The organism is Shewanella septentrionalis (assembly GCF_025370265.1).
Classification (GTDB): domain Bacteria; phylum Pseudomonadota; class Gammaproteobacteria; order Enterobacterales; family Shewanellaceae; genus Shewanella; species Shewanella hafniensis.
On sequence record NZ_JAMTCC010000027.1, the window covers coordinates 1 to 24,887 of the forward strand.

Sequence of the window (24,887 nt, forward strand, 5' to 3'; positions counted from 1 at the left end):
ACGGTTTCTATTATGTTTAAAGAACATCTAATTTACTAAGTAGACGTTATTGCGAAGAAAGTTAATCGCTGGTTTGGTAGTGTATATTTACTTTAGAAAAAGTATCACTCTGATTAGAGAAAGTTCGCTAGACTTAAATCTCTAACCAAACCTCCGCTTGCGGAGGTTTTTTTGCTTATTTTTTTGCCTGCTTTTCAGGTTGCTTATCGGATATCGGATCAGCGCTGTCAATGCGTGAGGCGCAGCTCGTGGCGGTGTTCGTGTTGATAATGTTCGGCGCAGGAGGCGCAGCGTTGTTCAGTGGGATCTTGGCTTAAGCGTTCGGTTTCGATTTCCGCTTCGCAGTCGGAACAAAGGCCGTAGAGGCCTAAGTCGAGCTGACAAAAGGCGGCATCAAGTTTATTCAGCTGGCAAAATAGCGGGTGATCGGCCATTGGCGTTTGCGCCAATGTATCAATTAATTCTGCCAGACTCAGGCTAGCATAATGCTCCCCTATGGCTTCGAGGAACGGAGGGAGCGCGCCGAGTTCTTTCCTTAGATTAGCTTCAAGCTCTGACAATTCATGTCTGATATGGGTGGTGCTCACGTAAAATCGCCTATTTCATTTGACTCTAGGCGTCCAGTCTAATAGTTCCACTACCAACGACTATGATAAAGATCAAGTATCTGCCATATTTTAAATATTTTCGCCGTTAAAAATCGAAAAAGTACTTCATTCCTATCGCATTATGTGTGCTATGACTAAGTCCCTTTCATTGCACACATTACCGCGTTTGAGTCTCGATTTCTTACCTTTATCAGATAGATTTCCGTTTTGTGGTTGGTCACACTCTATGGTTAGTCGGCTAAGTTTCGCTGCGCAGCTTCTAATACCGCGACGATTTCTTCCGTTGTTTTAAACACGCGCAGCTCCCTAAATAAGGTATCGGCTTCGGGATATTGACGATTGAGGTAGGTAAACCACTGTTTGATCCGGGCGGGATAATAGTCACTCTTGCGACCATTAAGCTCTCTTTGGGTATAACTGAGCATCAGCCCTAAGGTTTGCGCCCAAGTATAAGGGGTTGCGCCTGTCTTGATGGTATCGGCCAAGTTGGGCAATGAAATCGCCCCGCGGCCGATCATAATACTGTCGCAGCCCGTGACGTCGATGCAACGCTTAGCATCGTCGCGGTTCCAAATTTCACCGTTGGCGATCACCGGGATTGGCAAACGTTTACGCACTTCGGTGATGTATTCCCAGTAGGCGGGTGGTTTGTAACCGTCAACTTTACTGCGCGCATGGATGGCAAGCTCAGTTGCGCCGGCTTCATACACAGCGATAGCGTTTTCCATGAACAGTGACTTATCTTCGTAGCCTAAACGTATTTTGGCGGTTACGGCATGTTCTTTCGGTACCGCTTGACGCATGGCTTTGACAATATCGTGCACGCTCTCAGGATATTGCAGTAATACGGCACCACCTTTGCTGCGGTTAACGATTTTTGCCGGACAGCCAAAGTTGGCATCGACACCGTGTGAGCCGAGTTCAATTGCCCGCAGGGCATTTTCACCCATACATTGGGGTTCTTGGCCGAGTAACTGCACTCGCACGGGCGTACCCGAAGGAGTATTCCCCTTGTTGAGTAGCTCAGGACACAGTTTGAGAAAGACTTTTTCAGGCAGCAGTTGGTCTACCACACGCACAAATTCGGTGACGAGCAAATCGTAGGGATTGATGGTCGATAGAATATCACGCATCAAAGCGTCTACTACGCCTTCCATTGGAGCCAAAATCACACGCACTGCAGTAAACCCATATCTATTTGCAAAGGGCGAGCATTCTACCTTATCGGCCTTAAGTTACAAAGTGGCTGAGTGAATGCGGATTAATAGGCGCACTCATAAATAAAATCCACGCTAAACTGATTGTCCTAGCAGGATATTTTGACCATTTCTGTGATTTAGTGATATTTTTTGCAATAGAATTGAAACGGGGCAGGTCTTTTGCAGTAAGCCAGCTACTTCTACTGTTGTTGGTCAACATTACTCAATAAACAAGAAGGAATTATTTATGAATTCAGTTAAAAAAACAGCAGTTGCAGTAGCCTTAGGTTCAGTCGTAATGAGTTCAGCTTTTGCAGTCAATGCTCAAACTAACCCGTTTGGTTTTGAAGCAATGGATGCGGGTTATCAAATTGTCGGCTCAGAAGGCAAATGTGGTGAAGCCAAATGCGGCGCGGATATGAAGAAAGCCGCCGCTGAAAAAGCCAAAGAAGGTAAATGTGGTGAAGCTAAATGTGGCGCCGAGATGAAAAAAGCGGCCGCAGATAAAGCCCATGAAGGCAAATGTGGCGAAGCGAAATGCGGTGCCGATGTGAAAAAAGCCGCGATGGCGAAAGCACACGAAGGTAAGTGTGGTGAAGCGAAATGTGGCGCGGATATGAAGAAAACCGCCGAGAAAGTTGACGCTAAAGTCGAAGCCGTTAAAAAAGAAATGAAATAAATCCGACTGTACTGATTCCCGCAGTGATGGGGGTTATTGAGTCAAAAGAGGCCAGCCCGCGCTGGTCTCTTTTGTTTTATCCTAAAGCGATGACAGCAAGCGTTCGTGAGGTTCTATGAATGATCAAAAAAATGCGGCACAGGTAGGGCTGGGCTTACGGCGAGAAATGCTCAGTGAGTTTTGTGAATCGGTGCCAGAAGTGATTAATTTTTTTGAAGTAGCACCAGAAAACTGGATGACCTTAGGCGGTAAGTTTGGCCGTCAATTTCGTGAACTGACTGAGCAACATAGTTTCTATTGCCACGGTTTGAGCTTATCGATTGGTAGCCCTGAACCCTTAGATCTCACGTTTGTAAAAAACATCAAAACCTTTATGGATTTACACCAAATCCAAGTCTATTCCGAACACTTAAGTTATTGCTCAGGCCAAGGTCACTTATACGATCTCATGCCTATCCCTTTTACCGACGCAGCGGTAAAGCATGTGGCGGCGCGGGTGAAGCAGGTCGAAGATATTTTAGAGCGGCCACTCATTTTAGAAAATGTGTCATTTTATGCCGCCCCCGGCGCGCACATGAGCGAACTTGAATTCGTCAATGCCGTGCTGCAAGAAGCCGATTGTAAGCTGCTACTCGATGTGAACAACATCTATGTGAACTCGATAAATCATCAATACGATGCCGATACCTTTTTACAGGCCATGCCGACGGAGCGTATCGCTTATCTGCATATCGCTGGGCACTACAAGCAAGCTGAAGATTTACTCATCGACACCCATGGCGCCGCCATTAACGATCCCGTTTGGGCACTGTTGCAACGTTGCTATGCCTTACATGGGGTAAAGCCGACCTTGCTTGAGCGTGACTTTAATGTGCCGACAACTGCTGAATTGTTGCTCGAGCTCAATCAAATCCACGCTTATCAAGCGGCAGCGCCCAGATCGCTTGCTCAAAATCGCGCTCATGTTGTAAAGAGGATCGCCTAATGGATTTTAAGCAAGTGCAGCAATCCTTTATCGATTATATCCGCGATCCTTCTCGGCCATTGCCCGCGGATACTGATGTCCGGCGCATGCAGGTTTACCGCGAGTTATTTTTCAATAATGTGCTGGGATTTGTGTCGAATGGCTTTCCCGTGCTGAAAAGTTTGTATTCTGAGGAAGAGTGGTTGGCATTAGTGCAAAGCTTTTTTAGCCAGCACGATTGCCAATCGCCAATTTTTATCGACATCGCGGGCGAGTTTTTAGATTTTTTACAGCAGCAATATCAACCCACGGCGAATGATCCTGTTTTTATGCTCGAATTAGCCCACTATGAATGGCTGGAGTTGGCCGTCGCGGTGGCACAGGGGAGTGGGGATGAATCTCAACTTAGCCCAGCGCAAATTTCGACGCAGGCCTTATGTTTATCGAAGACGGCGAGGGTGGCGCAGTATCATTTTGAGGTGCAGCACATTCGTCAGGATTATCGTCCGCAGCGACAACTCGATACGCCAGTGTTTTTTTGTCTCTACCAAGATGCCGATTGTGAAGTGTGTTTCCTACAGTTAAATCCCTTAAGCGCACAGGTGCTGGCATTTATTCAAGCTCAAGGCCAAGCGAGTTTTAAAGAGATACTTGATTGGTTAACAATCACTTACCCTCAAATGGCACCAGAGATTATTGCGCAAGGTTGTAGCCAGTTACTCGAGCAATTAGCGGCCAAAGGGATAGTGCGCGGACGTCAGTCTTAAGGCTGGGATTATTGCCGAAATAAATGCAATAACCCTACAGTTAGAGGGTTTTTATTAATTTGACAAACCGCTACAATGTCGGCCGTTTTGTGATCTCAATCACTGTACGATTCCTGCGCACTTATACTTGCACATACTAGAGGAGCTGTAATGAGTAGTCAGCCGTTTAAAGACCCATTTAATTTTTTGTATTTTATTGGTTTTATTTTAGTTTTACTGTTGCCGACTCTGCCAGCAAGCCTGTCTTGGTTAAAGCACTTAGGTCTAATTTAAGCGAGCGTTAATCTCGAGCGCATAGACTATTGGCCACTCTTAGAGTGGCTTTTGTTTTTCCGATAAAGGGTAAGTAAATCGATGGTATTAAAGCGCGGATTATTTTTATTGTTAGGTTTAACCGCGTTAGCCTTAGGTTTACTCGGTATCGTGCTGCCCTTGCTGCCGACCGTGCCGTTTATCTTGCTTTCCGCTTTCTGCTTTGCCCGCTCCAGTGAACGTTTACACCATTGGTTGATGACTCACCCTTGGTTTGCCGATGCCTTAACCCAGTGGCAAGAGCAGCGAGCAATGCGTAAGGGGTTGAAACGCAAAGCCATGGTCGTCAGCGCGCTGAGTTTTAGTGTCAGCATTATTGTGGTGCCTATCCTTTGGGTAAAAGGTTTGTTGCTCGTGATGGCACTCGTCTTACTCTGGTATCTCAAAGGGATCCCTGAAATAGAGGGATGATTGAGCGACACTATGGATTCAATGTGTGGCAAATCGTTTTCGTCGCGTCATGGTTGAGGTGATTTAACACTGTGTCGACAGGGTTTGATCTAAGGCACAAATTGATAACCTTTCCATCACTTGTGCGTTGTGATTGTTGCAACTAAAACTAAAGCGGCATAAGCTTTGTCCGACTTTCGACAATGCGTCCACCCAGTGTGGACGTTTTGTTTTATACCGCCAACGCTAGGTTGGTGAATTGATTAAGTAACTTATTAAGTAAATATGATGGCTATGAATACAGAAACCTTATCCTTGATAAAGCAAAGCATTAAAACGATTCCTAATTATCCTAAGGAAGGGATTTTATTTCGAGATGTCACCAGTTTGCTTGAGAATGCAGCCGCCTATAAAGCGACCATCGACTTGTTAGTTGAACATTATCGTGGCCAAGGCTTTACCAAAATTGTGGGCACTGAGGCTCGTGGTTTCTTGTTTGGCGCGCCGCTGGCTTTAGAATTGGGTGTGGGTTTTGTGCCTGTGCGTAAACCGGGTAAATTACCGCGTGCGACTATCAGCCAAAGCTATGAACTGGAATACGGTCACGATAGCCTAGAAATTCATACTGATGCGATTAATCCAAATGACAAAGTGCTAGTGGTTGACGATTTACTCGCGACTGGCGGTACTATTGAAGCGACCGTTAAACTCATTCGCCAACTGGGCGGTGAAGTTAAACATGCGGCCTTTGTGATCTCATTACCTGATTTAGGTGGTGAAGCTCGTTTAACCGCATTAGGGCTTGAGTTGGTTAAACTTTGTGAGTTTGAAGGCGAATAAATCTGCAGCTAAAGGCGCCTTGGGATAGTTTGATGGCATGTCAAATCATGACATGTTATCTTTCAAAGTTCTCGGGGCGCATGCTCCCGCTCTTGTATCACATACTCTGGGGAGTTCCATGTCATATCAGGTGTTAGCCAGAAAATGGCGCCCTGCCACATTTGATCAAATGGTTGGCCAAAGCCATGTTTTGCATGCCTTGACCAATGCGTTAAGCCAGCAGCGCTTACATCATGCTTACCTGTTTACGGGAACGCGCGGTGTCGGTAAAACCAGCTTGGCGCGACTCTTTGCCAAAGGCTTAAATTGCGAACAAGGCGTGACAGCGACTCCCTGTGGGGTTTGCGGCAGCTGCGTGGAAATCGCTCAAGGCCGTTTTGTCGATTTAATTGAAGTCGATGCCGCGTCCCGAACTAAGGTCGATGACACCCGTGAGCTGTTAGACAATGTGCAGTATCGTCCGACCCGTGGCCGTTTTAAGGTTTATCTCATCGACGAAGTGCATATGCTGTCGCGCAGCAGTTTTAACGCACTGCTAAAAACCTTAGAAGAACCCCCCGAGCACGTTAAATTTCTTTTGGCGACAACTGATCCACAGAAACTGCCCGTGACTGTGTTATCCCGTTGTTTGCAATTCAATTTAAAAAGCCTTACCCAAAGCGAAATTGGCACTCAGCTCAATCATATTTTGACTCAAGAGCAATTTCCCTTTGATGCTGAAGCCCTAAAGCTTCTTGCCAAAGCCGCCAATGGCAGTATGCGTGATGCCTTGAGTTTGACAGATCAAGCCATCGCCTTTGGTGGCGGCAATGTGATGCTCACTCAAGTGCAAACTATGCTTGGCAGTATTGATGAGCAGCATGTAGTTGCCTTGCTTAATGCCTTAACCGATGCCGATATTGGTGTGTTAATGCATACCTGTGCCCAAGTGCTCGCGTACGGCGCAGATGCCCAAGAAGTGCTACGCAGTTTACTTGAGTTGTTACATCAAATTACCTTGACCCAATTTGCCCCCGCTTGCGCGCAGCAATCCTTGTATAGCGCACAAATTCGCGCCTTTGCCGAGCAGCTGACGCCGGAGCAAGTGCAGCTTTATTATCAGATTTTATTAACGGGCCGCAAAGATTTACCCCATGCACCCGATCCTAAATCGGGTCTTGAGATGGCGCTGTTACGCGCAGTCGCATTTGTGCCAGAAAAGCCGGTAAAGCGTTGGCAGCCTGAAGCGGTCGCTGAGATCCGTTTACCCGAAGGGCAAACGCCCGTTGCGGCAACTGCTGCAGCGCAAGCTCCTCATGTAAATGAACAACAGTTTGCTGAAACACATACTGCTGAACCACATAGCACTAAACCGCATACCATTAAAACAGTGCCTGCTGAAAAAAAAACAGCATTAATTGAGCAAACTAGCGCTAACCAGCAAGTTGAAACCGCGCAAGCGGACGCTGTTGACATGGCTGACGTGTCAATTGAGCCAGCAGATACTGTAGAGCAGGCGCTTGATGCTGAGCTCGAAGCGGATGCGGCATTAATTGCCGAACAGGCGGTGATTCTAAGTCAGGCGCAGAGTCAGGGATTTAACGCTGACAGCTTAAACACTGACACAGTGAATGCAGAGGTAGAGCCTCAAACTCAAACAGTATCAACCGCTCAAGCGCCTTCTCAAGTTACTGAAGCTGCTGCTGACATTGAGGCAGCGGTTGCGAGTTTAGATGCTCAGAATAGTGAAGTTCCTGAATTAATCGGGGCAACTGCCGAGTCGAGTATTGTTAATCCAGCTATGGCTGAAACGCTTGTTGATTCAACACCTGCTGATAACGACAGCGCAGTTGAGAACACACTGGATAACAATCTCACCGCTAACAACACGCTAGAGCAAAAGGGGCTTGATGAACATAGTCCCTATGGAACTGAAGCAGCGCATTCTTATCCAGCGATGGGAGCTTATGCCCAAGAGTCAGCGCCGCTCGATTCCTATCAAGATGCTTATGTTGAATTTTCTTCTGGCTCTTACAATGATGACGACTTTCATCACAGCTTTGAGGCTCATGCGGTACCTGATGATGTTCAACACTCAGCTAATGTGCAACACTCGGATAGTGTTCAACATTCTGCTGATATTCAAAGCACAGGTATTCAAAGCACAGGTATTCAAAGCATAGGTATTCAAAGTGCAGTTGGCATGCAAGGCTCTGTTGATAGTCAGTCAGTAGTAATGGCTCAAGTGTCTCCTCAGACACTAACTCCAATTTCAATTCCAACACTAGCCTCCGCATCCTTAGCCGATGATGATATTCTCTCGGCTGTGTTGGCTGCGCGGGATTCACTGTTATCGGATCTTGATGCCTTAAGTGTTAAGGACGGTGATGAAAAAAAGTCGTCACTGGACTCAAAATTAAAGACATCAAACAGTAAAGCCAATGGGATCAGTTTATCAAAACCTACCAGTAAAAGTGATGCAAGTCAGGGGTGTACGTCATTCTCTGCCGATCCCGCCGCTGATTTAGACCCCGATTTAACAATAGATTTCGATGATGATTTTGACTTAGATCTTGAGCCAATTGCTCAGCATCAATCAGTGCCTTCGGTTGCAAGAGCCTCTAGTTCTGTCCCAGCTGATCCAGTCAAACCGGCAGCATATGACCGTCCTCCTTGGGAGGCTGCGCCAGAAGTAGCGTCAACAGCTGAGCTTATCGAAACGACTCAGGTTGATAGCGGTAATACTGATATCGCTGATGCTGTGATGGCTCAAGGCTCTGATATAAATGATGACTCTGCCAGCAGTGGCCAAGGATCTTTAGAGGCTAGCAACACTGCTAATGATGCACTAAATCAGACGGCTAGTGCTGTTGAACGCACGCAGGAGACACACGTTGCGCTCAGTTCGACTCAACCTATTAGTGGTCATCCATTAGATTTGCATTGGTACAAGTTGATGGCGAGCTTAGAGATCGGCGGACGAGTGCGGCAATTGGCGGTGAATTCCGTTTGCCAAACCCAGAGCGATCCTTTGCCGCTGTTGCTTAAGCCAAACCAGAAGCATCTAGCGGCCGATGTGGCCATAGTGCAGCTCGAGCAAGCCTTAAGTGCTGCGCTCGGGAACCCAAGACGGGTGCAAGTGGTCATAGGAATCGATGAACAGCGGGAAACGCCTTTAGAGTTACGTAAGCGTTTCCACCAAGAGTTGCTGCAACAGGCGCATCAATCATTGATCCATGATGACAATGTGCAATGGTTGATCCAACGTATGGGCGCCGAACTCGATGCCGATAGTTTAGTGTACCCACCTGAGTTGTTGAATTTACGCAGTCAGCAAATACAAGCTTTACCTGAGCTAACTGAGGCCGCGAGTTAACCACTATCGATTATCAACAATCGACGAGTCCTAGGGGCAAAGTTTGGTCGTTAATTTGTTACGCCGTGGTTTAAATTTGAGCTTAAAGTACCTATTTATAGTAATGCTGCTGAGAAACTCGGCATCGAGATCATAAGTTTATTAACAAGATAACGGCATTGATTGCCAATCCCATTTATTTAAGTAAGATTAGCCGCGTTAATGCTTGCGACTAACCCTAATAGAAGAGAAAAGACTATGTTTGGAAAAGGCGGTATGGGCAATCTGATGAAACAGGCCCAGATGATGCAAGAAAAAATGGCCAAAATGCAGGAAGAAATCGCCCGTATGGAAATGGTGGGTGAATCGGGTGCAGGTTTGGTGAAAGTCACCATGACAGGCGCGCACACAGTACGTAAAGTCGAAATCGACCCAAGCCTGATGGAAGACGACAAAGAAATGCTGGAAGATTTGATTGCTGCAGCTTGTAATGATGCAGCCCGTCGAATTGAAGAAAATCAAAAAACTAAAATGGCCGAAGTCACTGGTGGTATGCAATTACCTCCAGGCATGAAGATGCCATTTTAATTGAGATAGCCGATGAAATTTAGTCCACTGTTAGATGAGTTAATTCAGTCCCTGCGTTGTTTACCTGGGGTTGGGCCTAAATCGGCGCAACGTATGGCGTTTCAGTTACTCGAGCGTGACAGAAAAGCAGGGCTTAAATTAGCCAGTGCGCTGTCCAGTGCGATGAGTGACGTCGGTCATTGTCAGTCTTGCCGAACCTACACTGAAGAAACCCTCTGTCCGATTTGTGCTAGCCATAAACGCGGCACGTCTTCCACCATTTGTGTGGTGGAAACGCCGGCCGATGTGTTAGCCATTGAGGCGGGTGGACATTTCACTGGTCGCTACTTTGTGCTTTTAGGTCATTTATCGCCACTCGATGGTGTTGGGCCAGAAGAGCTAGGTTTAGCGTTACTCGAGCGCCACTTGGCTTCGGGTGATGTTGCCGAGTTGATTTTAGCGACCAATCCGACGGTAGAAGGCGAGGCCACAGCGCATTTTATTGCTGATATGGCCAGACGCCATAAGGTGATGATCAGTCGCATCGCCCACGGCGTACCCGTTGGTGGAGAGCTTGAATACGTGGATAGCACGACGTTAGCCTTGTCATTTAATGGTCGTTTACCGCTTTGACAGAACACAGTGACTCAGTTTAGTTAGTGTAATGTGATTGATTATACTAGCTTAATTTTAATGCTGAACTGTTCGGCTCGACTTAAGTGTCGCGATATCCCATAAACCCGCCAAGAACTTATCTTGAGCGGGTTTTTTATTTGCTTAGTGTTTCAATCTAGATGTCGAGGCAGGATTGTCGAGGCGGTGTGGTAGGGCAATGGAGATAGCACCGTGGTTTTAAATGCTCATCTCAATTGATATCTATCCATATAAAAACTAGGTTTATCAATAGTTTTTTAAATTTCATACTTGTCTTATGCGAGCTTCATCCGTAAAGTCGGTTAGATAAGAAGCGGGCTAAGTTGCGATTCGCCACAGTGTTCGCGCCTTTGTGCCTAAGCTAATTCGTGGATTTAGATCCGTGTGCTTAGCTCTATGTACGTTGAACCGGACAGGTATTTTTTATTAGAAAACCATGGAGGGGACTCATTGGAAAAGATTACGATTAGGCATGCAGAGAAGCGTGACGCCGCAGCCATTCAAGCCGTATATGCCTGCCCAAATGCCTATACGGGTACCTTACAACTCCCTTGGCCATCGACCGATAAATGGGAGTCACGCCTTGCGGCAACATCGAATCATATTAGTCGCTATGTCGCAGAGATTGAAGGTGAAATTATTGGCGAGTTGGGTTTTGAGGTGTACGAGCAACCCCGTCGTAGGCATGTTGCCTCCTTTGGAATGGGGGTAAAAGACAGCTACCAAGGCCGCGGTGTTGGTAGCGCTTTGATTAACGCTATGCTTGAGCTTACCGATAAATGGATGAATATAAAACGAATTGAATTAACGGTTTATACCGATAATCATGCCGCCATTGGTCTGTATAAAAAGTTTGGCTTTGTGATTGAAGGTGAGTCGAAGGATTTTGCTTTTAGAAATGGTGAGTTTGTCAGTGTGTATCATATGGCGCGGATAAAGTAGCATGCTGGTCTTGGCGCTATTTTAACGGTTGCTTAAGGCATTTACTTTAAGAATGGACTCTAAGCGCTCATTCCAAGTCCTAACTTTCTATAGGATCTGACGCTAAGTGCTCAATCTAAGAACTTACTTCAAGCGCTCACTTCACGAACCGAGGTCTGGGATAGCATTAAGCGCCTATTTTCAGAGCTCGCTTTAGGTGCAAAGTGCATGTATATCTCAACTTTTAAGGATAAAAAATGGGACTCATTTTATTGCCACTACTGATACTTTGGTTGGGTGTCGGTATTTATGCCATTCGTATCGGCTATCAAGTCTTGGCCGGGACATCTCAATTAAGCTATACACTCAGCGTTTGTGCGATCGCTATGTTGGCATTGCTGCTTTATCTCTATTTCGGTTTCGCTCAATTTAAGGAAAATAAAGCGTTGTGGGCGTTCGAAATTCCGATGTTTTTTGCCGCGAATAAGCTCGCTTTTGGTGTCATGATCCTTGGTCTTTTACTGCACTGGTTCGGTCAAGGTGTTCTCACTTTCGCTTATTTGAAACCTCTACCTTTCATCATGATTTTCACCGTTTCCTTTGGTGCTATGGCAGGAGTCATATTGTCCGACACCTTCATGGCGAAATTTGAGATCCAAAAAACGCATTGATATCAGAAGTAAACCTTATCACTCGGAGAGTGAAATATGAATAAATGGCCCTCCACTTGATCCAAACTGTTGAACAAGAATAACTCCAACACAACAGAGAGTCAGTGCATAAATTGGGATGAGTGTTTTACTACCTTGATTGCTGGCTTTTTTTACAGGTTTGCTTTGCTTAATGGCTTTGCAATATCCGCATTCTTTGGAGGAGTTCAAGTGTTGCAGGAAAGCTTTATAGCTTCTTTGCCAGCCCCAAAGTAAGCCAGCTGTCTATATAAGAAAACTAATACATTATTGAGCTATCAAGACGCCAGTTATGCTGGTGAATGGGAAGAAACGAGTGATTCGGGTGCGGGCTAATATTTCAAATACTTACATAAAAATCCGATGACATAGGTCATCGGATTTTTAGATTTCAGCGAGATAGTCAAGCAATTTATCTAAACTAATCGGTATTAAGCTTAAGCCGATGTTTTTTATGTCTACAAGATAGTTAATTCTAGCAGATTAAGCCTCTTTGAACGTGCTCCAAATGGGCGCGTGGTCTGAGGGTTTATCTATGCCGCGAAGATCGTAATCGACATCGGATTCGACTAAACGTGCTGCCAGTGAAGGCGTTGCTAAAATCACATCAATTCGCAGGCCGCGGTTGTCGTCAAACCCTTTGCTGCGGTAATCAAACCAAGAATAACGTTCGATGCGCTCTGGATGTAATTGACGGAAAGTGTCGATTAAGCCCCAGTCTTGTAAGGTTTTTAACCACTCACGTTCTTCCGGTTGGAAGCTACATTTGCCGGTTTTCAGCCAACGCTTACGATTGACTTCACCTATGCCTATGTCTAAATCGGTCGGCGAAATATTGATGTCACCTATGATGGCGATATCTTCATCGTTGTTGTGATTTGTCTGCAAGTAGTGCATTAAATCCTGATAAAACTTACGTTTAGCAGGATATTTTGTTGGGTGGTCTATACTTTCGCCCTGGGGGAAATAGCCGTTGAACACAGTCAATGGACGACCATTCGCTTGGGTAAATGTGCCGATAATCATGCGGCGCTGGGCATCTTCATCATCGGTTGGAAAACCCTTTTGCAGCTTTTCTGGTGCGATTTTAGACAGCATGGCAACACCATAGTGAGCTTTACCGCCGTGGTAATGCACTTGATATCCCATGGCTTCGACTTCGGCTAATGGAAACGCCTCATCGTGCACTTTGGTTTCTTGCAGGCCGATGATGTCGGGCTGGTGGCTATCGATTAAGGCTTGCAATTGATGCAAACGTGCCCGCAGACCATTGATGTTAAAGGACACTATTTTCATTAAGGCAGGACTCGTTTAAAGGGTTTAACCACAACACTTTGGTAAACGCCCGCTTCGATATAGGGATCGGCATCAGCCCAGTGTTTTGCTGCCACTAAGGATTCAAAATCTGCGACAACCAGTGAACCACTAAAGCCTGCATCACCTGGGTTTTCGCTGTCGATGGCTGGGTGTGGGCCAGCGATCAGTAAACGACCTTCATCGGCGAGGGCTTGCAGGCGAGCTAAATGGGCTGGGCGTGCGGCTAAACGTTTTTCTAAACTATTCTCAAAATCTTGAGCTGAAATCATATACCACATTATTTGAGTTCCTTGCGTTGATCTTCGGGAAGGTGTTTATAAAGATAAAATACGGTCAGGACAGTATTAATTAAGGTTAAAGCGGTTAAACCAAACACTTTAAAATTGACCCAAGTTTCTAATGGCAAACTAAAGGCGACATAAATATTGACTAGGCCACAGCTGGCGAAGAAGACGACCCAATACCAAGTTACGCGAGCCCAAATCTTGTCTTCTACTTGCATTTCTTTGCCTAACATCGACTTTAATATCGATTTATTGAGCAATTGGCTGACACCTAAGGCGATAGCAAACAAACTATAGATAATGGTCACTTTCCACTTGATAAAAGAATCATCGTGGAACACTAAAGTGAGTGTGCCAAACACTGTCACCATAGCAAAGGTGATTAAGTGCATCTTTTCAAGTTTCTTATATAGCGCATAGGTCACGATCAATTGAAGCGCGGTGGCTGCGATCAATGCGCCGCTGGCGATATAAATATCGAAAAATTTATAGACGGCAAAAAAGATGACGAGGGGCAGGAAATCAAGCAGTTGTTTCATAATTAATCGTGTTAAAGAGACATGGGCTTGAGTGTAGCATGTGCAACATAAGGGCAAAAGCATCATGGGCCTAGGATTGCGATCTTGCCCATTAAACCGATTTAATCTTATAAGCTCGCTTCACGTTTGCTTGGCGGCGTTGACGTTAACCTTTGCACGACTTAACAGCGGGCAATCGTGGCATTGGCCAGTGTTGGCGAGTTGATACCTTAAGCAGCAAGTACGGCGAATGCAGTGGATTTTGGGACTCGTTGAGCTCGATGCTGTACTCGTTACTATTCTCGCAACTGTATTCGGTGTTGCGCTGTCTCGCTCTGGTTCGTTGAGTAAGTTAATGCTGTTATACAGCGGATTTGTGCTGCCATCTAAAAAGGTCGTGCGGCGAAACAGGGCTTGTTTTAGTTGCTGGCTGTACTGCTCGGTAAGTCCCAGTTCCCCAAGATACCAGTGGATAAGATAGCCTAAGTGGCTCCAATATAACTTGGCGGGTACAGGGCTCAGAGTGAGCAGGCGCTCAACACTCGGCTGCAGTAAGTTTAAGATAAAACCTTGTAGGACAAGTTCTTTATCAACTGGCGGCTTATATGGGCTTAATGGCGAGTGCACCTCAGTGTCTATCTTGATACTTGGCTTAGTGTTGGTTTGGGAAAGTGGCTTGATGCCGTGATGTTTTTTAAAAGTCAAAGCAGTAATTGGCTGGTGTTTTGCGATGTTAAATTCAAATTTTGCCACTCGGCCACTGGCATGTAGCTGCATAAACACGGACCGTGGCTGCCAGTGAAGAGTCTCGAATGCGGCTTTTGGGGCATTGAAAATCCATTCCATCATAGGCGGAACTAAGAGGCCGAAATACCATTGGCCCCAAAGTGAATGCAGCGCTTTGCGAGTGTCTTTTCTACTGGGCACAGCGTTTTTACTGACCAAAGCGCTTTTACTGGCGAAAGCGGGCGTTTGGCTGGTTGCAGCTGTTTTATCCGTCTCGGTTTGAATCTCAGCTTCAGTCTGAGTTTCGGCGCTAGGGTGCGCTATAGCAAAACGCGCAATGAGTTTTTGATAAGTATCGGCGCAGCTCCATTCATCGAAACTGAGTCCCGTGGGTGAGGACGTTGCGCTAAGGTGCTCGCCATAGAAGGGCGCCCGCTCATGTAACAGCTGATTGAGTGTCAAAATGGTGTGATTCAAACCGTCGTGGCTGAGCGAGGTATCGCGCAATCGTTGCAGTCTGGTGTCTCCTCGTTGGCTTGCCATAGTGACTCCTTAATGGCTGTAATTCATTGCCGCTGTGATTGATAAGCCCCGCTATTATTGATAAGTCCAATAGATGAGTACCTTGTGAGCCCAAGATTTGGACTCACAAGGGTTTTCGAACTATCTCAATAAAGGTCTGACTTAGAAGCGATAGTCCAAGGTTAAGCTGGCACTGCGCGGTGTACCGTATTGGAACTGGCTGTATTGACCGACTTGGCTGTAGTAGGTTTTATCTAAGGCGTTGTGCAGGTTGGCGCTGAGCTTAAGTTGCTCGGTGAAGGCGTAACTTGCCATCAAACTTGCCAGTGCATAGGAGCCTTGCTCGACTTCGACTCTAATCTTGTCTATACCATTGCCTACCGGTTTATCAGCCTCTTGGTAGACGCGGCTCTGCCAGTTAACCCCTGCACCAATTTGCAATTTATGCCAATCACCACCAAAGGTATAAGTGGTGAAGAGTTTTAACTGCTGACGTGGTGATGTGGTATTGATGCGTTTGCCCTTAGGATCTTCGGTGGTGAACTGGGTGTAGCCTAAGTAAACATTCCAGTCATCAGTGATTTTACCTGTTGATTCAAATTCGAATCCCTGTGTTTTTGTACCGTTTACGCCTTCATACACTTGCGTTGTGGTACCAGGGATCACATCGCCAGTGCTGACTCCGACATTGTCTTGTCTGACCTCAAACACCGACAGCGACATATCTAAAGCCTCATCGAACAGGCTCGCCTTAATCCCACCTTCGTAGTTTTTCCCTTTGACCGGATCTAGATAGCTTTTATCGATTCTTTGTTTAGTTTGCGGTGCAAAAATGTCGGTATAGCTGGCATAAAGCGAATATTGCTCGGTCAGAGCGTATGTGAGGCCGAAGTAAGTAGTGAGTTCGTTGTTGATGTTGAAATTGTATAGGCTTTTAAAGTTATCTTGGTCGGTTTTCCACTCATTGAGGCGTAATCCGACGAGGACTGCTAAAGCGTCGCTGAGATTTAGCTGCGTCGCCACATAGGCTGCACTCTGCTTGGTTTCGCCAGATGAGCCAATGTCTGAGGTATCTTGCCATTGAGGTTTAGGGTACTGGAAGTTCGGATCGCGAAAATCTCCCAGTGGTGGCGCCTTTACTGTGGGATTATAGTAGGGATTGGCGAACTCTTGGCGTTGGCCATTCCAGCCAAACATCAATTGATGTTCCTGACCAAAGAGCTGGAATTGTCCTTCGGCACGCAAATCCACATTGTGTTGGGTGCGACTGCCGTCGACATAGGCAATAGAGCCTGCTGTTGCGCCTATATTGGTTACAGGATCGGGATAGCCCGTGGCCCATAGCACATCGAACTCCAACGAGTTGTCTCCATAAGTGTAAGTCCCTTTTAGGTTCCAGCCATTATCAAATCTGTGTTCTAGACTGGCAAAGGTGTTGAGGCCTTGGGTATGCGCCGAGCCCCAATCGGGCGCTGTTGAAGTGGCGCGATCATAGTTAGTGCGGCTGCCATCACTGTAAAATAGTGGTAAGCCGCCCGACATAGTGCCGCTCGGTGTGGCATCTTGGTAATCAACCCCTAGGGTGAACAAGGTGCTATCGCCAATATCGGTTTCGACTATGCCGTATAAGGTGGTGCGCTGCTGCTCATATCTGTCTTGGAATGAATCTTTATCCTGATAGGCGGCCACCACGCGACCGCGCACAGAACCCGAATCATTTAAGCCGCTGGAAACATCGACCATACCACGCACATTATTCCATGAGCCCACGCTTAACGAGGTGCTGCCCATAAACTCTTGGGTCGGGCGTTTACGGATAAGGTTAATCGCCGCCGATGGATTACCGGCTCCCGTCATGAGTCCCGTCGCGCCGCGTACCACTTCTACTCGCTCGTAGATGGCGGTGTCGATGAGATTATCCCCATAGTTGAAGCGGGTGTCGTAGGTGGTGGGCACGCCATCGTACAAAATGCTGGTCACGGCAATACCGCGGGCACTAATGCTGTATCTGTCGTTATCCATAGGGCGAGCATTGATCCCAGCGACGCTGGTCATAGCATCAATCACACTATTAAGCTGTTGATCGTTCATCATTTGACGGGTGATAGACGTGACCGACTGCGGCGTTTCTAAATAGGATAAATCGAGCCCAGTTGCCGTGTTCATCGCTTGGGTTTTATAGCGATTGTCGTGTAAATCCTTAGCGCCAATGACATTGATGACTTCAATTTCTTTCTGGTGCTTTTTAGTCTTACTATCCGCATCGACAGTGTCAGCTGTGGCATGGGGAACCGTGGCTAACATGGCTGAGCACAGCAATAGCTTCGGGTTAACGAGGGCTTGCCGACAGACGAGTGCGATGCTGGAGAGAGGAAAAGTCTTCATAATGTTGATCTTTAATTCCGTTTAGGTTGGGGGTTAAACAAGCTGGGCCAACATTGGCCCATGCTAAAGTTTCGGGGTTATCCACTTTGTGGTGTGTTAACGTTTCCTTTGCTCAGCGCTGCTAAGCATAGGGCGCTTAAAGGCATGGCTTTGTCTAAAGGCCGCCAAGGGATTGTCGATGCCGCCGGCGAAACGCAGGTTTTTCTCCCTGTCGGCGAGGTCTATCATTTGCTGGTTATTATTCAATTGGATACGATTGAGGCACGTGCGTACAAAGCTGTCCTTAAACAGATCGTATTGGGCAAACTTGTCGGCCAAATGTGGATGCTGGGCTTGGTAATCACGTACATTGTCCGCCACTAACTCCCAGAATTGGCTTTCACTGACACTGGTTTGCTCATCGAGCAGCGGTGCTAAATAGCGGAAAATACAGTCAAAAATATCCAGTAAGATGTAGTTAAGCTTCATCTCTTCTTCAAGGCTTACTGCAAGGCGTTTTACATCATCAGGTAGCGGCTTCGCGCCATTGAGTACCGCGACTTCTTCACCTATGTCTTTCATTAAAATCTTGACTGGCACGTATTCATCGAGCACTAAGATCAGGTTTTCCCCGTGCGGCATAAAGACCAGATCGTAGGCAAAAAAGGCATGTAACAGCGGCGATAAATACAGGTTTAAGTAGCGACTGACCCAATCCTTTGCTGGTAAGCCTGAGGCGGCTATCAAGGCTGCAATAAGGGCCTTATCTTCATGATCCGTATGCAGTAGCGCAGCCATGGTCATCAGATTTTGTTTAGGCTCAATGTGTGGCAGTGGGCTTTCGCGCCACAGGGCAGAGAGCATTTTTTTGTAGGCGCTATCTTGGGTGAGTGCCTGCTCGTAATAGGTGTGGTGATAACCTATGGCGGCAATTTCTTTGAGGATCACAAAGCCTTGTTGGGCAAAGTAAGGATCGTTTTCAACCAAGTTCGCCACCCACGCATTGATTTGCGGTGTGCAGCTCATGTAAAGGGGCGACAGGCCGCGCATAAAGCCCATGTTTAAGATGGAAAGCGCGGTTTTGACATAGCACTTTTGTGGCGATGAAAGATTGAAGAAAGTGCGTATCGATTGCTGTACTTGGTACTGTTCGCTGCCTTCGCCAAGGTAAACCAGATCGCCACGGGCGATGTCGCCGGCAAAGACGCGGGCGATTTTTTCACGCCATTGCCAAGGATGCACAGGCATAAAGTAGAAGTCCTGCGGATCGTGCTGCTGGGTTTTAAGACGTAGTTGGAAGTCAGTGAACTGCTGGCCAAGCTCCTCCTTAAGTAATGCGTCGTGACTCAAGTTTTCGAGGGCGGCAAATGTGGTTTTGCTCTTGCGCACGCCTAGCCAGACTAACTGCATCGGCATCGCGCTTTCTGGGGCAAATTGACGATAATCCTGCATATCAAAGCCAATCCGACCGTTATTGGCAATAAACACCGGATGGCCTTCAGTCATACCCGCTTCTATGCTCTGATAATCGGCTCGCGCCAGTGTGGCTGCGGGGATCGCCTGATGCGCTAACTTGTACGCCTTGCTGTAGAGGGTGCTGGTGATTTCCTCTAAATAAGTGGGCAGTAAGGTTTCGCTGATCCCTAAGTCATTTTTAAGGGAAATGATCAGCGACATCGCATCGAGAATTTGCTCTTGTCCTGCGACTGAAACGCGGATGGAGTCGGTATCAATCGCCAGATGATCGAGCTGATAGTGCCGCGCACTAAAATAGTAAGTGCAGTCTTTGAGCCGCAGTTCATAGTGGTTAAGCCCTGCTTTTTGCCCGTATAGGGTCGGCGTGATGATTTTCTCGTGGGTGAATTCGCAGAGGATTTTCTTCACTAAATGCCGATTAGCCGCTTGCCAATAGGTGGGAGTCAAATGTTCTGGCATAGAAGTCGAGGTTGACGACAGCGTTGGCTCGAGTTGAGCCGCTGCATGAGTTGGATGATCCTGCGTTGGCAATGGATCCATTAGTAAGGCTTTTGTGGGTAAGTTCATCTTGTTCACCTAAAGAGTCGATAATGTTATGGGGGAGGTTGCGGGTGCTTTGAACGAGCTTGGCAGCACTGAGCTTGTCTGGGCTAAGCCCGTCGAAGAGGGCGTGTTCGATGCCAGCTGGCGATCGGCCGCAGTGCAAAATCCGAGGTAAGCTGCTTTAGTACTTAATTGAATCGCTTTTTCATAGCGAATGCCCACTCGGCTATTTAAGCGATGAATTTTGCCATTGAGTTGATCGGGTTCAACCACAAGGCGGCTAAAGGCCAATTTTTCAAGCACAAGCTGCGCTATCGCATCCATCACTTTGAAAGATAAGCCGCTGATTGGGCAGCCATCGGGCGGCGCGATAATCAGGTGCATACCGCAATCCCCCTTCGCAACAGGATAGTGGTGACCGATTTCATCGTGGGCGGGATCGTAGAGCTCCACCATAAAGAGTGATTTGCCCTGCCACTCACCTATCAAGGCAAACTTGTGCTGCGTGGCTGCCATAAGTTTCTCTATGGCGGCGAGACTCAAGCCTTGCATGCCCCAAAACTGCGCGTACTCTTGGTTAAACCAAGACTGGAGTGTTGGTGTGTCTTGCTTAAGATCTAACGCTCTGAACTGGAAACCATTGATGCTTGTCATCGCTGATAGCTGCGTTAAACATAGCTGCGTTAAACAATGATCACAGAAATGACTCGCCATTATTGCGCCTCCTTGTTTGGCGCCATCAAGACCGACATCTTGGTTCCCGCGCCTGCGCTCATACTCGAAGTCGGCGTTTGGCTTGGGTAGAGATGCGGCGATGCATCAGCGGTATTGCTGTGCGGCGACGTCTTAGGGAAATGTTTAGGGTTAAGATTCAGTGTGTTAATTGCATTGCTGCCGCAGGGCTGATGATTGGCAAATTTGGCCGGATCGAAGGTTTGAAAGGCGATGTGTTCTTCGATGTGGTAGGGCGCATAACCAAGCACGGCTTTTAAGATGATGCCGTTGCGATAACAGCCCATTCCCAGATCCGGGGAACTTATTCCATGGGTATGTAAACCGACATTTTGGACAAAAATATCCCCGCGAATATCTATGCTGTAGTCGCGTTGTACCGCAAGTTGTCCCGCATCATCGAACTCGATCTGTTGCTTTATCTCTTTGATAAATTCAGGTAAACGGTAGTGATAGCCAGTGCCTAACACCACTGCACCCGTGGTTTGGCTCAAAGGGGTATTTTGCTCTTGATGCTGGAAATGTAACTTGAGTGCATCTGGATCAGTTTGAATACGGGTTAACGCCACATTGGTCATCAATTGGCACTGGAAATCCGCAATCAAGCGCTTTTGATATAACAAGTCATAGATGTCGTTGATAAGCTCGGCATTAATGCCCTTGTAGAGCGATTTTTGACTGGCGATCAAAGCACAGCGTTTTTCCGGTGCTAATTCGTGGAAGTAATCGACATAGTCTGGCGAGGTCATCTCCAACGTCAGCTTAGTGTATTCCAAGGGATAGAAACGTGCTGACCGTGTCATCCAATTCAGTTGATAGCCATAGGTATCAATATCTTGTAGTAGATCGTAAAACACTTCCGCCGCACTTTGGCCACTGCCAATGACAGTGATGGCACTCTGACTCTGCAGGTAGGTTTTTTGCTGCATATAGCTGGCGGTATGCATGACCCGCGCATCTTGAATGGGGCAATCCTTTGGAAGGTAAGGCTCTGTTCCTGTGCCTAACACTAGCTTTCGGCATTGATAGGTATGGGTTTTGCCACTGCGTCTATCAAAACCTGTGACTCGATAAATACTTTCACCGGCGTTGTAATCTACTTGAGTGACTTTAAAGCCAAATTTTAGATTGCTGAGTTGCTGGCTTACCCATTGGCAGTACAAGTTGTATTCGTGGCGAGGTAAAAAGAAATTCTCACGAATGTAAAAGGGATAAAGTCTGCCCGTCTTTTTGGCAAAATTAAGGTAACTGTAACGGCTGGTAGGATCGGCCATAGTCACCAGATCTGACATAAAGGGGGTTTGCAGTCTTGAGGATTTGAGTAGCATGCCTGGATGCCAGTCAAAGCTGGTTTTAGCATCTAAAAATAAGCAGTTAAAGCCGTCGATAGGTTCTGATAAGGCGGCGAGGCCAAGATTGAATGGGCCAATACCGATACCGAGTAGATCAAAGATTTCGCGATCCATTTCCCTTTGTTGAGTAGTCACTTACGCCTCCTTTGGCAGCATGCTGTTGCGTGTTGCCGATCCAGTAATCAGTTACCTAAGGACGCAAACCAAGTTAATGCGGCTGTCAAAATAGCCTGTTTGGCTATCTATTTTGCTGTGGTTAATTCGCTATGTTTAGCGCAGTCCTTAGGCTATTTCCCTGCTGCCTCTGTCCCGACAACGGCGAGTAAATTAGCACGTGAAAATATTCAAATGCAAACCATTCTCATTTGGGTGGTGGTGAGGGTTAATACTTTTAACTTACGGATAAGCGGGCTAAGTACGGTTAATAACGTATGTGACGGCAAGATAATTGGCTGGCAAAAAGGCTAAACTTAAGGGGTGTATATTCGAGGAGATTACGAGCATCTTGACTTTTAAGGCTATAAATACAAGTGGTTATATCGATATTTGTGTTGGTTTATTAATCGAGGGGAATTGATTTAGATTGCGGTAATGTCGGCTGAGTCCAATGGGGATAGGTGCCGCTAAACAGTCAGTGTAAATCCATTGTAAAGCGCAGGTTGGAGCCTCGCTGAAGGCGCTGGGTAAATGAGTCGGGTGTGGGTTAAGTTTAAATGCATTGGCTCAGATACATTGGCCCAGATGTATTGGCTCTGATAAATGAGTTTAGAGGCATTGCCCCAGGTGTATTCGCTTAGCTTGGTATTTTCTCAGAGAGCTATTCGCTTAAAACTGCTATTGGCTGGAGCTGTAAATAGGGCGGTTATCTCGGCATGGATAGCGGCAGTGCGCGTTTATTAAGGGCATGAACTTAAGCTAAAGCCGTCCTAAGACGGCTTTGAAATGTGGCTGTTAACTCAGAATGCGAGTTCGAAAGGCTAAATCGTAAAGCTAGCGTAAATCGACAAAGTGTCCGGTAATTTTACGCACTAATGGCAACACCATCAGCAGTGTCGGGAAGGCAACCACCCATGAGATCAGCCAAGCACCGAGCCAGAGTTCGATAAACTGCGGTGAAGTGCCAACGCCATTGAAAGTACTGATCCCAGAAACGATACAACTCATTAGAATAGAAAGAAAAAATGGCATTACAACCGTGGCGTACTTGGCTGGTAATTTAGGCGTGCCCAAAAAAGTACGAGGTTTGTCATCGGGCAAAGATTTAGAAATAGTCATCGGATCCTCTATTGGAAATTCATCAGGCGAATGATTTGTCACAGGCTAGCACTGTCAATCCCATTATCGACTTCATTTGCTTTCCCAATTGGGTTCAATAGCGGAAGCAAGGTATTTAAGCGATTGATGAAGTTTAGCCCGCGCGGCGACATTCTAGGTATTGCACCGATAAAGCGCAATCATTAAAGCCACAGCTAGCCTATCTGTACGTTCACAGTTAGCTCAGGGATCAGCACTTAATTCATTCCATTTATTACCCAAAGCTCGCCCGTCACATTGACCCAGTGACCGAGCGAAATAGGGGATTTGCCCAGCTCAGTATCAGAGGGGAGTGCAAGGTTTGATTGCGACAGGTAAATCGTATCTTCGGGTGTTTGGCTGATGTCGACGATTTGTCCTGAAGTTTCAAAGTTCAATTGAATTGGTAGGCGTGGAGCTTGCTCAATGATGTCAACTTGAACACTTGCTAGTCGGCCGAGTAATTCAACCGTCACCCATTGGTTAACCGGAAAGCGCATTTTTGCCTGTTGATCGCTGCCTTGGTAATAAAACCAAATCGGCGCGCCATTGTCGCATTTGCCTGCGACTTCACCTTCAACACCATTGCCACATGGAGTTAGCTCGAGTATATAGATCCGATACTGCATATAAAGTCCATTTCATTTCGATACAGACATGCTACCGAGGAACTGTGACTAAATAACTGCGACTAAATAACCGCTAAGCTATCAGTTTGATTTCTTGTCACGGTAGGGGTGGTTTTTGAGGCGTGATTGTTGAGAAAGATAAGAGCCGTAAGAGAACACTAACAATGAGGTGAGCAAGGCAGGGTAAACATAGGAGTCGGTCAATCTAAAGCAAAATAAGTGAGGCTGCGAATGTGCCCCACTTATTCTGTTTATTTTTCTCTTTCTTCGCGTCTTAAGCACTAGCGATTCAGGCTAGCGATTTAGGCTATCAATTTAAATCAGTGACTTAGTTTATCAATTTCAATCAGTAATTTATCTCAGAGATTGAAATCTTGATTAACTTAGGTCGCCGCTTTCATGGCGCGAGTAAAATCGCCAAGTGTCGCCAGTAGCTTAGCTTCATCGTGCTGGTGGGTTTCGATGATCTTCACAACGGCAGAGCCAGAAATTGCCCCAGCAGCGCCTGCTTTGATGGCGGCGCTCACTTGAGCGGGTTCGGCAATACCAAAACCGAGGAGCGGTGGTGGGGCGTTAAAGGCTTTTAATTTAGATAAAATTTCCTCTACCGGCACGCCAGCTTTCGTGTCTGTGCCTGTGACTCCCGCGCGGGATAAGAGATAGGTGTAACCTTCACCACTTTTACTCACTTGCTCCAGGGTTTCACTGTCGGCATTGGGCGGCGCGATAAAAATCGGCGCAATACCATGGGCTTTAGCGGCTTCGCTAAAGGGCGCGGATTCTTCCACTGGCACATCGGCGATAAGTACTGAATCCACACCCGCCTGCTGCGCTTTGGCGTAAAACGCATTTATGCCGTTAGCAAAGACTAAGTTCGCATACAGCAGCAAACCGATTGGCAGTTCTGGATATTTAGCACGCACTTGCGCCAGTAATTCAAAACACGCCGTTGGAGTCGTGCCTGCGGCTAAAGAACGCAGGTTAGCGCCTTGGATCACTGGGCCATCGGCCAAGGGATCGGAAAACGGAAAGCCCAGTTCTAAGGCATCGGCACCGTTTTGCACTAAGGTATCGATAATTTTCAGCGATAACTCAGGGCTAGGATCGCCAAGGGTGACGAATGGGACAAAAGCGCCACGACCTTCGGCTTTGAGTTTGGCAAAGGTGGCTTGGTAACGGCCAGTGTTGGTAGACGTGTCACTCATGT

General features: G+C 46.8%; 24 protein-coding genes. 11 read left to right on the top strand and 13 right to left on the bottom strand.

What is annotated here, in order from left to right:
* Positions 1-227: 227 nt before the first annotated feature.
* Both NE536_RS15390 and NE536_RS15395 read right to left on the bottom strand, forming a co-directional pair.
* The gene (locus tag NE536_RS15390; RefSeq protein WP_261273229.1) at positions 228-587 is read right to left on the bottom strand and encodes a TraR/DksA family transcriptional regulator; all 360 of its coding nucleotides are present in this window, start codon (positions 585-587) and stop codon (positions 228-230) included.
* 251 nt (positions 588-838) lie between these two features.
* Positions 839-1,786, bottom strand: coding sequence for a tRNA-dihydrouridine synthase (locus NE536_RS15395; RefSeq protein WP_106650821.1), 948 nt, complete (start codon positions 1,784-1,786; stop codon positions 839-841).
* 268 nt (positions 1,787-2,054) lie between these two features.
* On the opposite strand from NE536_RS15395, the gene NE536_RS15400 reads away from it, so the two are divergent.
* From NE536_RS15400 to NE536_RS15445, 10 genes are all read left to right on the top strand, one after another.
* The gene (locus NE536_RS15400) at positions 2,055-2,486 is read left to right on the top strand and encodes an HvfA family oxazolone/thioamide-modified RiPP metallophore (RefSeq protein WP_006082089.1); all 432 of its coding nucleotides are present in this window, start codon (positions 2,055-2,057) and stop codon (positions 2,484-2,486) included.
* A gap of 115 nt (positions 2,487-2,601) precedes the next feature.
* The gene (locus NE536_RS15405; protein WP_261273230.1) at positions 2,602-3,471 is read left to right on the top strand and encodes an HvfB family MNIO-type RiPP peptide maturase; all 870 of its coding nucleotides are present in this window, start codon (positions 2,602-2,604) and stop codon (positions 3,469-3,471) included.
* Positions 3,471-4,217: an HvfC family RiPP maturation protein gene (locus tag NE536_RS15410; protein ID WP_261273231.1), complete on the top strand. Its 747-nt coding sequence runs from the start codon at positions 3,471-3,473 to the stop codon at positions 4,215-4,217. The genes NE536_RS15405 and NE536_RS15410 overlap by 1 nt, the downstream gene beginning before the upstream one ends.
* A 354-nt stretch (positions 4,218-4,571) precedes the next feature.
* Entirely contained in the window at positions 4,572-4,940 is a 369-nt protein-coding gene (locus tag NE536_RS15415; RefSeq protein ID WP_261273232.1) for a YbaN family protein, read from the top strand.
* A 267-nt stretch (positions 4,941-5,207) separates the two neighbouring features.
* On the top strand, positions 5,208-5,759 hold the full coding sequence (gene apt, locus NE536_RS15420; RefSeq protein WP_086010671.1) for an adenine phosphoribosyltransferase: 552 nt from the start codon (positions 5,208-5,210) through the stop codon (positions 5,757-5,759).
* A 37-nt stretch (positions 5,760-5,796) separates the two neighbouring features.
* Positions 5,797-9,114, top strand: a complete 3,318-nt coding sequence (gene dnaX, locus NE536_RS15425) for a DNA polymerase III subunit gamma/tau (protein ID WP_261273233.1) — start codon at positions 5,797-5,799, stop codon at positions 9,112-9,114.
* A gap of 237 nt (positions 9,115-9,351) precedes the next feature.
* Positions 9,352-9,681: a YbaB/EbfC family nucleoid-associated protein gene (locus NE536_RS15430; protein ID WP_028759630.1), complete on the top strand. Its 330-nt coding sequence runs from the start codon at positions 9,352-9,354 to the stop codon at positions 9,679-9,681.
* 12 nt (positions 9,682-9,693) lie between these two features.
* Positions 9,694-10,293, top strand: coding sequence for a recombination mediator RecR (recR, locus tag NE536_RS15435; protein ID WP_006082081.1), 600 nt, complete (start codon positions 9,694-9,696; stop codon positions 10,291-10,293).
* A gap of 471 nt (positions 10,294-10,764) precedes the next feature.
* On the top strand, positions 10,765-11,256 hold the full coding sequence (locus NE536_RS15440; protein WP_259590344.1) for a GNAT family N-acetyltransferase: 492 nt from the start codon (positions 10,765-10,767) through the stop codon (positions 11,254-11,256).
* Between the two features lie 236 nt (positions 11,257-11,492).
* Positions 11,493-11,906: a hypothetical protein gene (locus tag NE536_RS15445; RefSeq protein WP_261273234.1), complete on the top strand. Its 414-nt coding sequence runs from the start codon at positions 11,493-11,495 to the stop codon at positions 11,904-11,906.
* Between the two features lie 501 nt (positions 11,907-12,407).
* Here the strand turns inward: NE536_RS15445 and xthA are convergent.
* From xthA to NE536_RS15485, 8 genes are all read right to left on the bottom strand, one after another.
* A complete protein-coding gene (gene xthA / locus NE536_RS15450) occupies positions 12,408-13,220 on the bottom strand; it encodes an exodeoxyribonuclease III (protein ID WP_261273235.1) in 813 nt (270 codons plus the stop codon).
* A complete protein-coding gene (locus tag NE536_RS15455; RefSeq protein WP_028761008.1) occupies positions 13,220-13,519 on the bottom strand; it encodes a YciI family protein in 300 nt (99 codons plus the stop codon). Before NE536_RS15455 ends, xthA begins: the two co-directional genes overlap by 1 nt.
* The gene (locus NE536_RS15460; RefSeq protein ID WP_012587356.1) at positions 13,519-14,064 is read right to left on the bottom strand and encodes a septation protein A; all 546 of its coding nucleotides are present in this window, start codon (positions 14,062-14,064) and stop codon (positions 13,519-13,521) included. Before NE536_RS15460 ends, NE536_RS15455 begins: the two co-directional genes overlap by 1 nt.
* 120 nt (positions 14,065-14,184) lie before the next feature.
* The gene (locus NE536_RS15465) at positions 14,185-15,312 is read right to left on the bottom strand and encodes an IucA/IucC family C-terminal-domain containing protein (protein WP_261273236.1); all 1,128 of its coding nucleotides are present in this window, start codon (positions 15,310-15,312) and stop codon (positions 14,185-14,187) included.
* Between the two features lie 141 nt (positions 15,313-15,453).
* Positions 15,454-17,676, bottom strand: a complete 2,223-nt coding sequence (locus tag NE536_RS15470; RefSeq protein ID WP_261273237.1) for a TonB-dependent siderophore receptor — start codon at positions 17,674-17,676, stop codon at positions 15,454-15,456.
* A 96-nt stretch (positions 17,677-17,772) separates the two neighbouring features.
* A complete protein-coding gene (locus tag NE536_RS15475; RefSeq protein ID WP_261273238.1) occupies positions 17,773-19,698 on the bottom strand; it encodes an IucA/IucC family protein in 1,926 nt (641 codons plus the stop codon).
* A gap of 9 nt (positions 19,699-19,707) precedes the next feature.
* On the bottom strand, positions 19,708-20,388 hold the full coding sequence (locus tag NE536_RS15480) for a GNAT family N-acetyltransferase (protein ID WP_261273239.1): 681 nt from the start codon (positions 20,386-20,388) through the stop codon (positions 19,708-19,710).
* The gene (locus NE536_RS15485; RefSeq protein WP_261273240.1) at positions 20,388-21,893 is read right to left on the bottom strand and encodes a lysine N(6)-hydroxylase/L-ornithine N(5)-oxygenase family protein; all 1,506 of its coding nucleotides are present in this window, start codon (positions 21,891-21,893) and stop codon (positions 20,388-20,390) included. Before NE536_RS15485 ends, NE536_RS15480 begins: the two co-directional genes overlap by 1 nt.
* A 99-nt stretch (positions 21,894-21,992) precedes the next feature.
* Between NE536_RS15485 and NE536_RS15490 the strand changes: the two genes are divergently transcribed.
* Positions 21,993-22,226 (top strand): hypothetical protein, encoded by a 234-nt coding sequence (locus NE536_RS15490; RefSeq protein WP_261273241.1) that lies wholly within the window; start codon positions 21,993-21,995, stop codon positions 22,224-22,226.
* A 522-nt stretch (positions 22,227-22,748) separates the two neighbouring features.
* Here NE536_RS15490 and NE536_RS15495 read toward each other — a convergent pair.
* The 3 genes from NE536_RS15495 to trpA form a co-directional block, all read right to left on the bottom strand.
* Positions 22,749-23,033, bottom strand: a complete 285-nt coding sequence (locus NE536_RS15495; RefSeq protein WP_261273242.1) for a DUF2798 domain-containing protein — start codon at positions 23,031-23,033, stop codon at positions 22,749-22,751.
* A 236-nt stretch (positions 23,034-23,269) separates the two neighbouring features.
* On the bottom strand, positions 23,270-23,680 hold the full coding sequence (locus tag NE536_RS15500) for a glycerate kinase (RefSeq protein ID WP_261273243.1): 411 nt from the start codon (positions 23,678-23,680) through the stop codon (positions 23,270-23,272).
* A 383-nt stretch (positions 23,681-24,063) separates the two neighbouring features.
* Positions 24,064-24,885, bottom strand: coding sequence for a tryptophan synthase subunit alpha (gene trpA, locus NE536_RS15505; protein WP_261273244.1), 822 nt, complete (start codon positions 24,883-24,885; stop codon positions 24,064-24,066).
* Positions 24,886-24,887 lie beyond the last annotated feature (2 nt).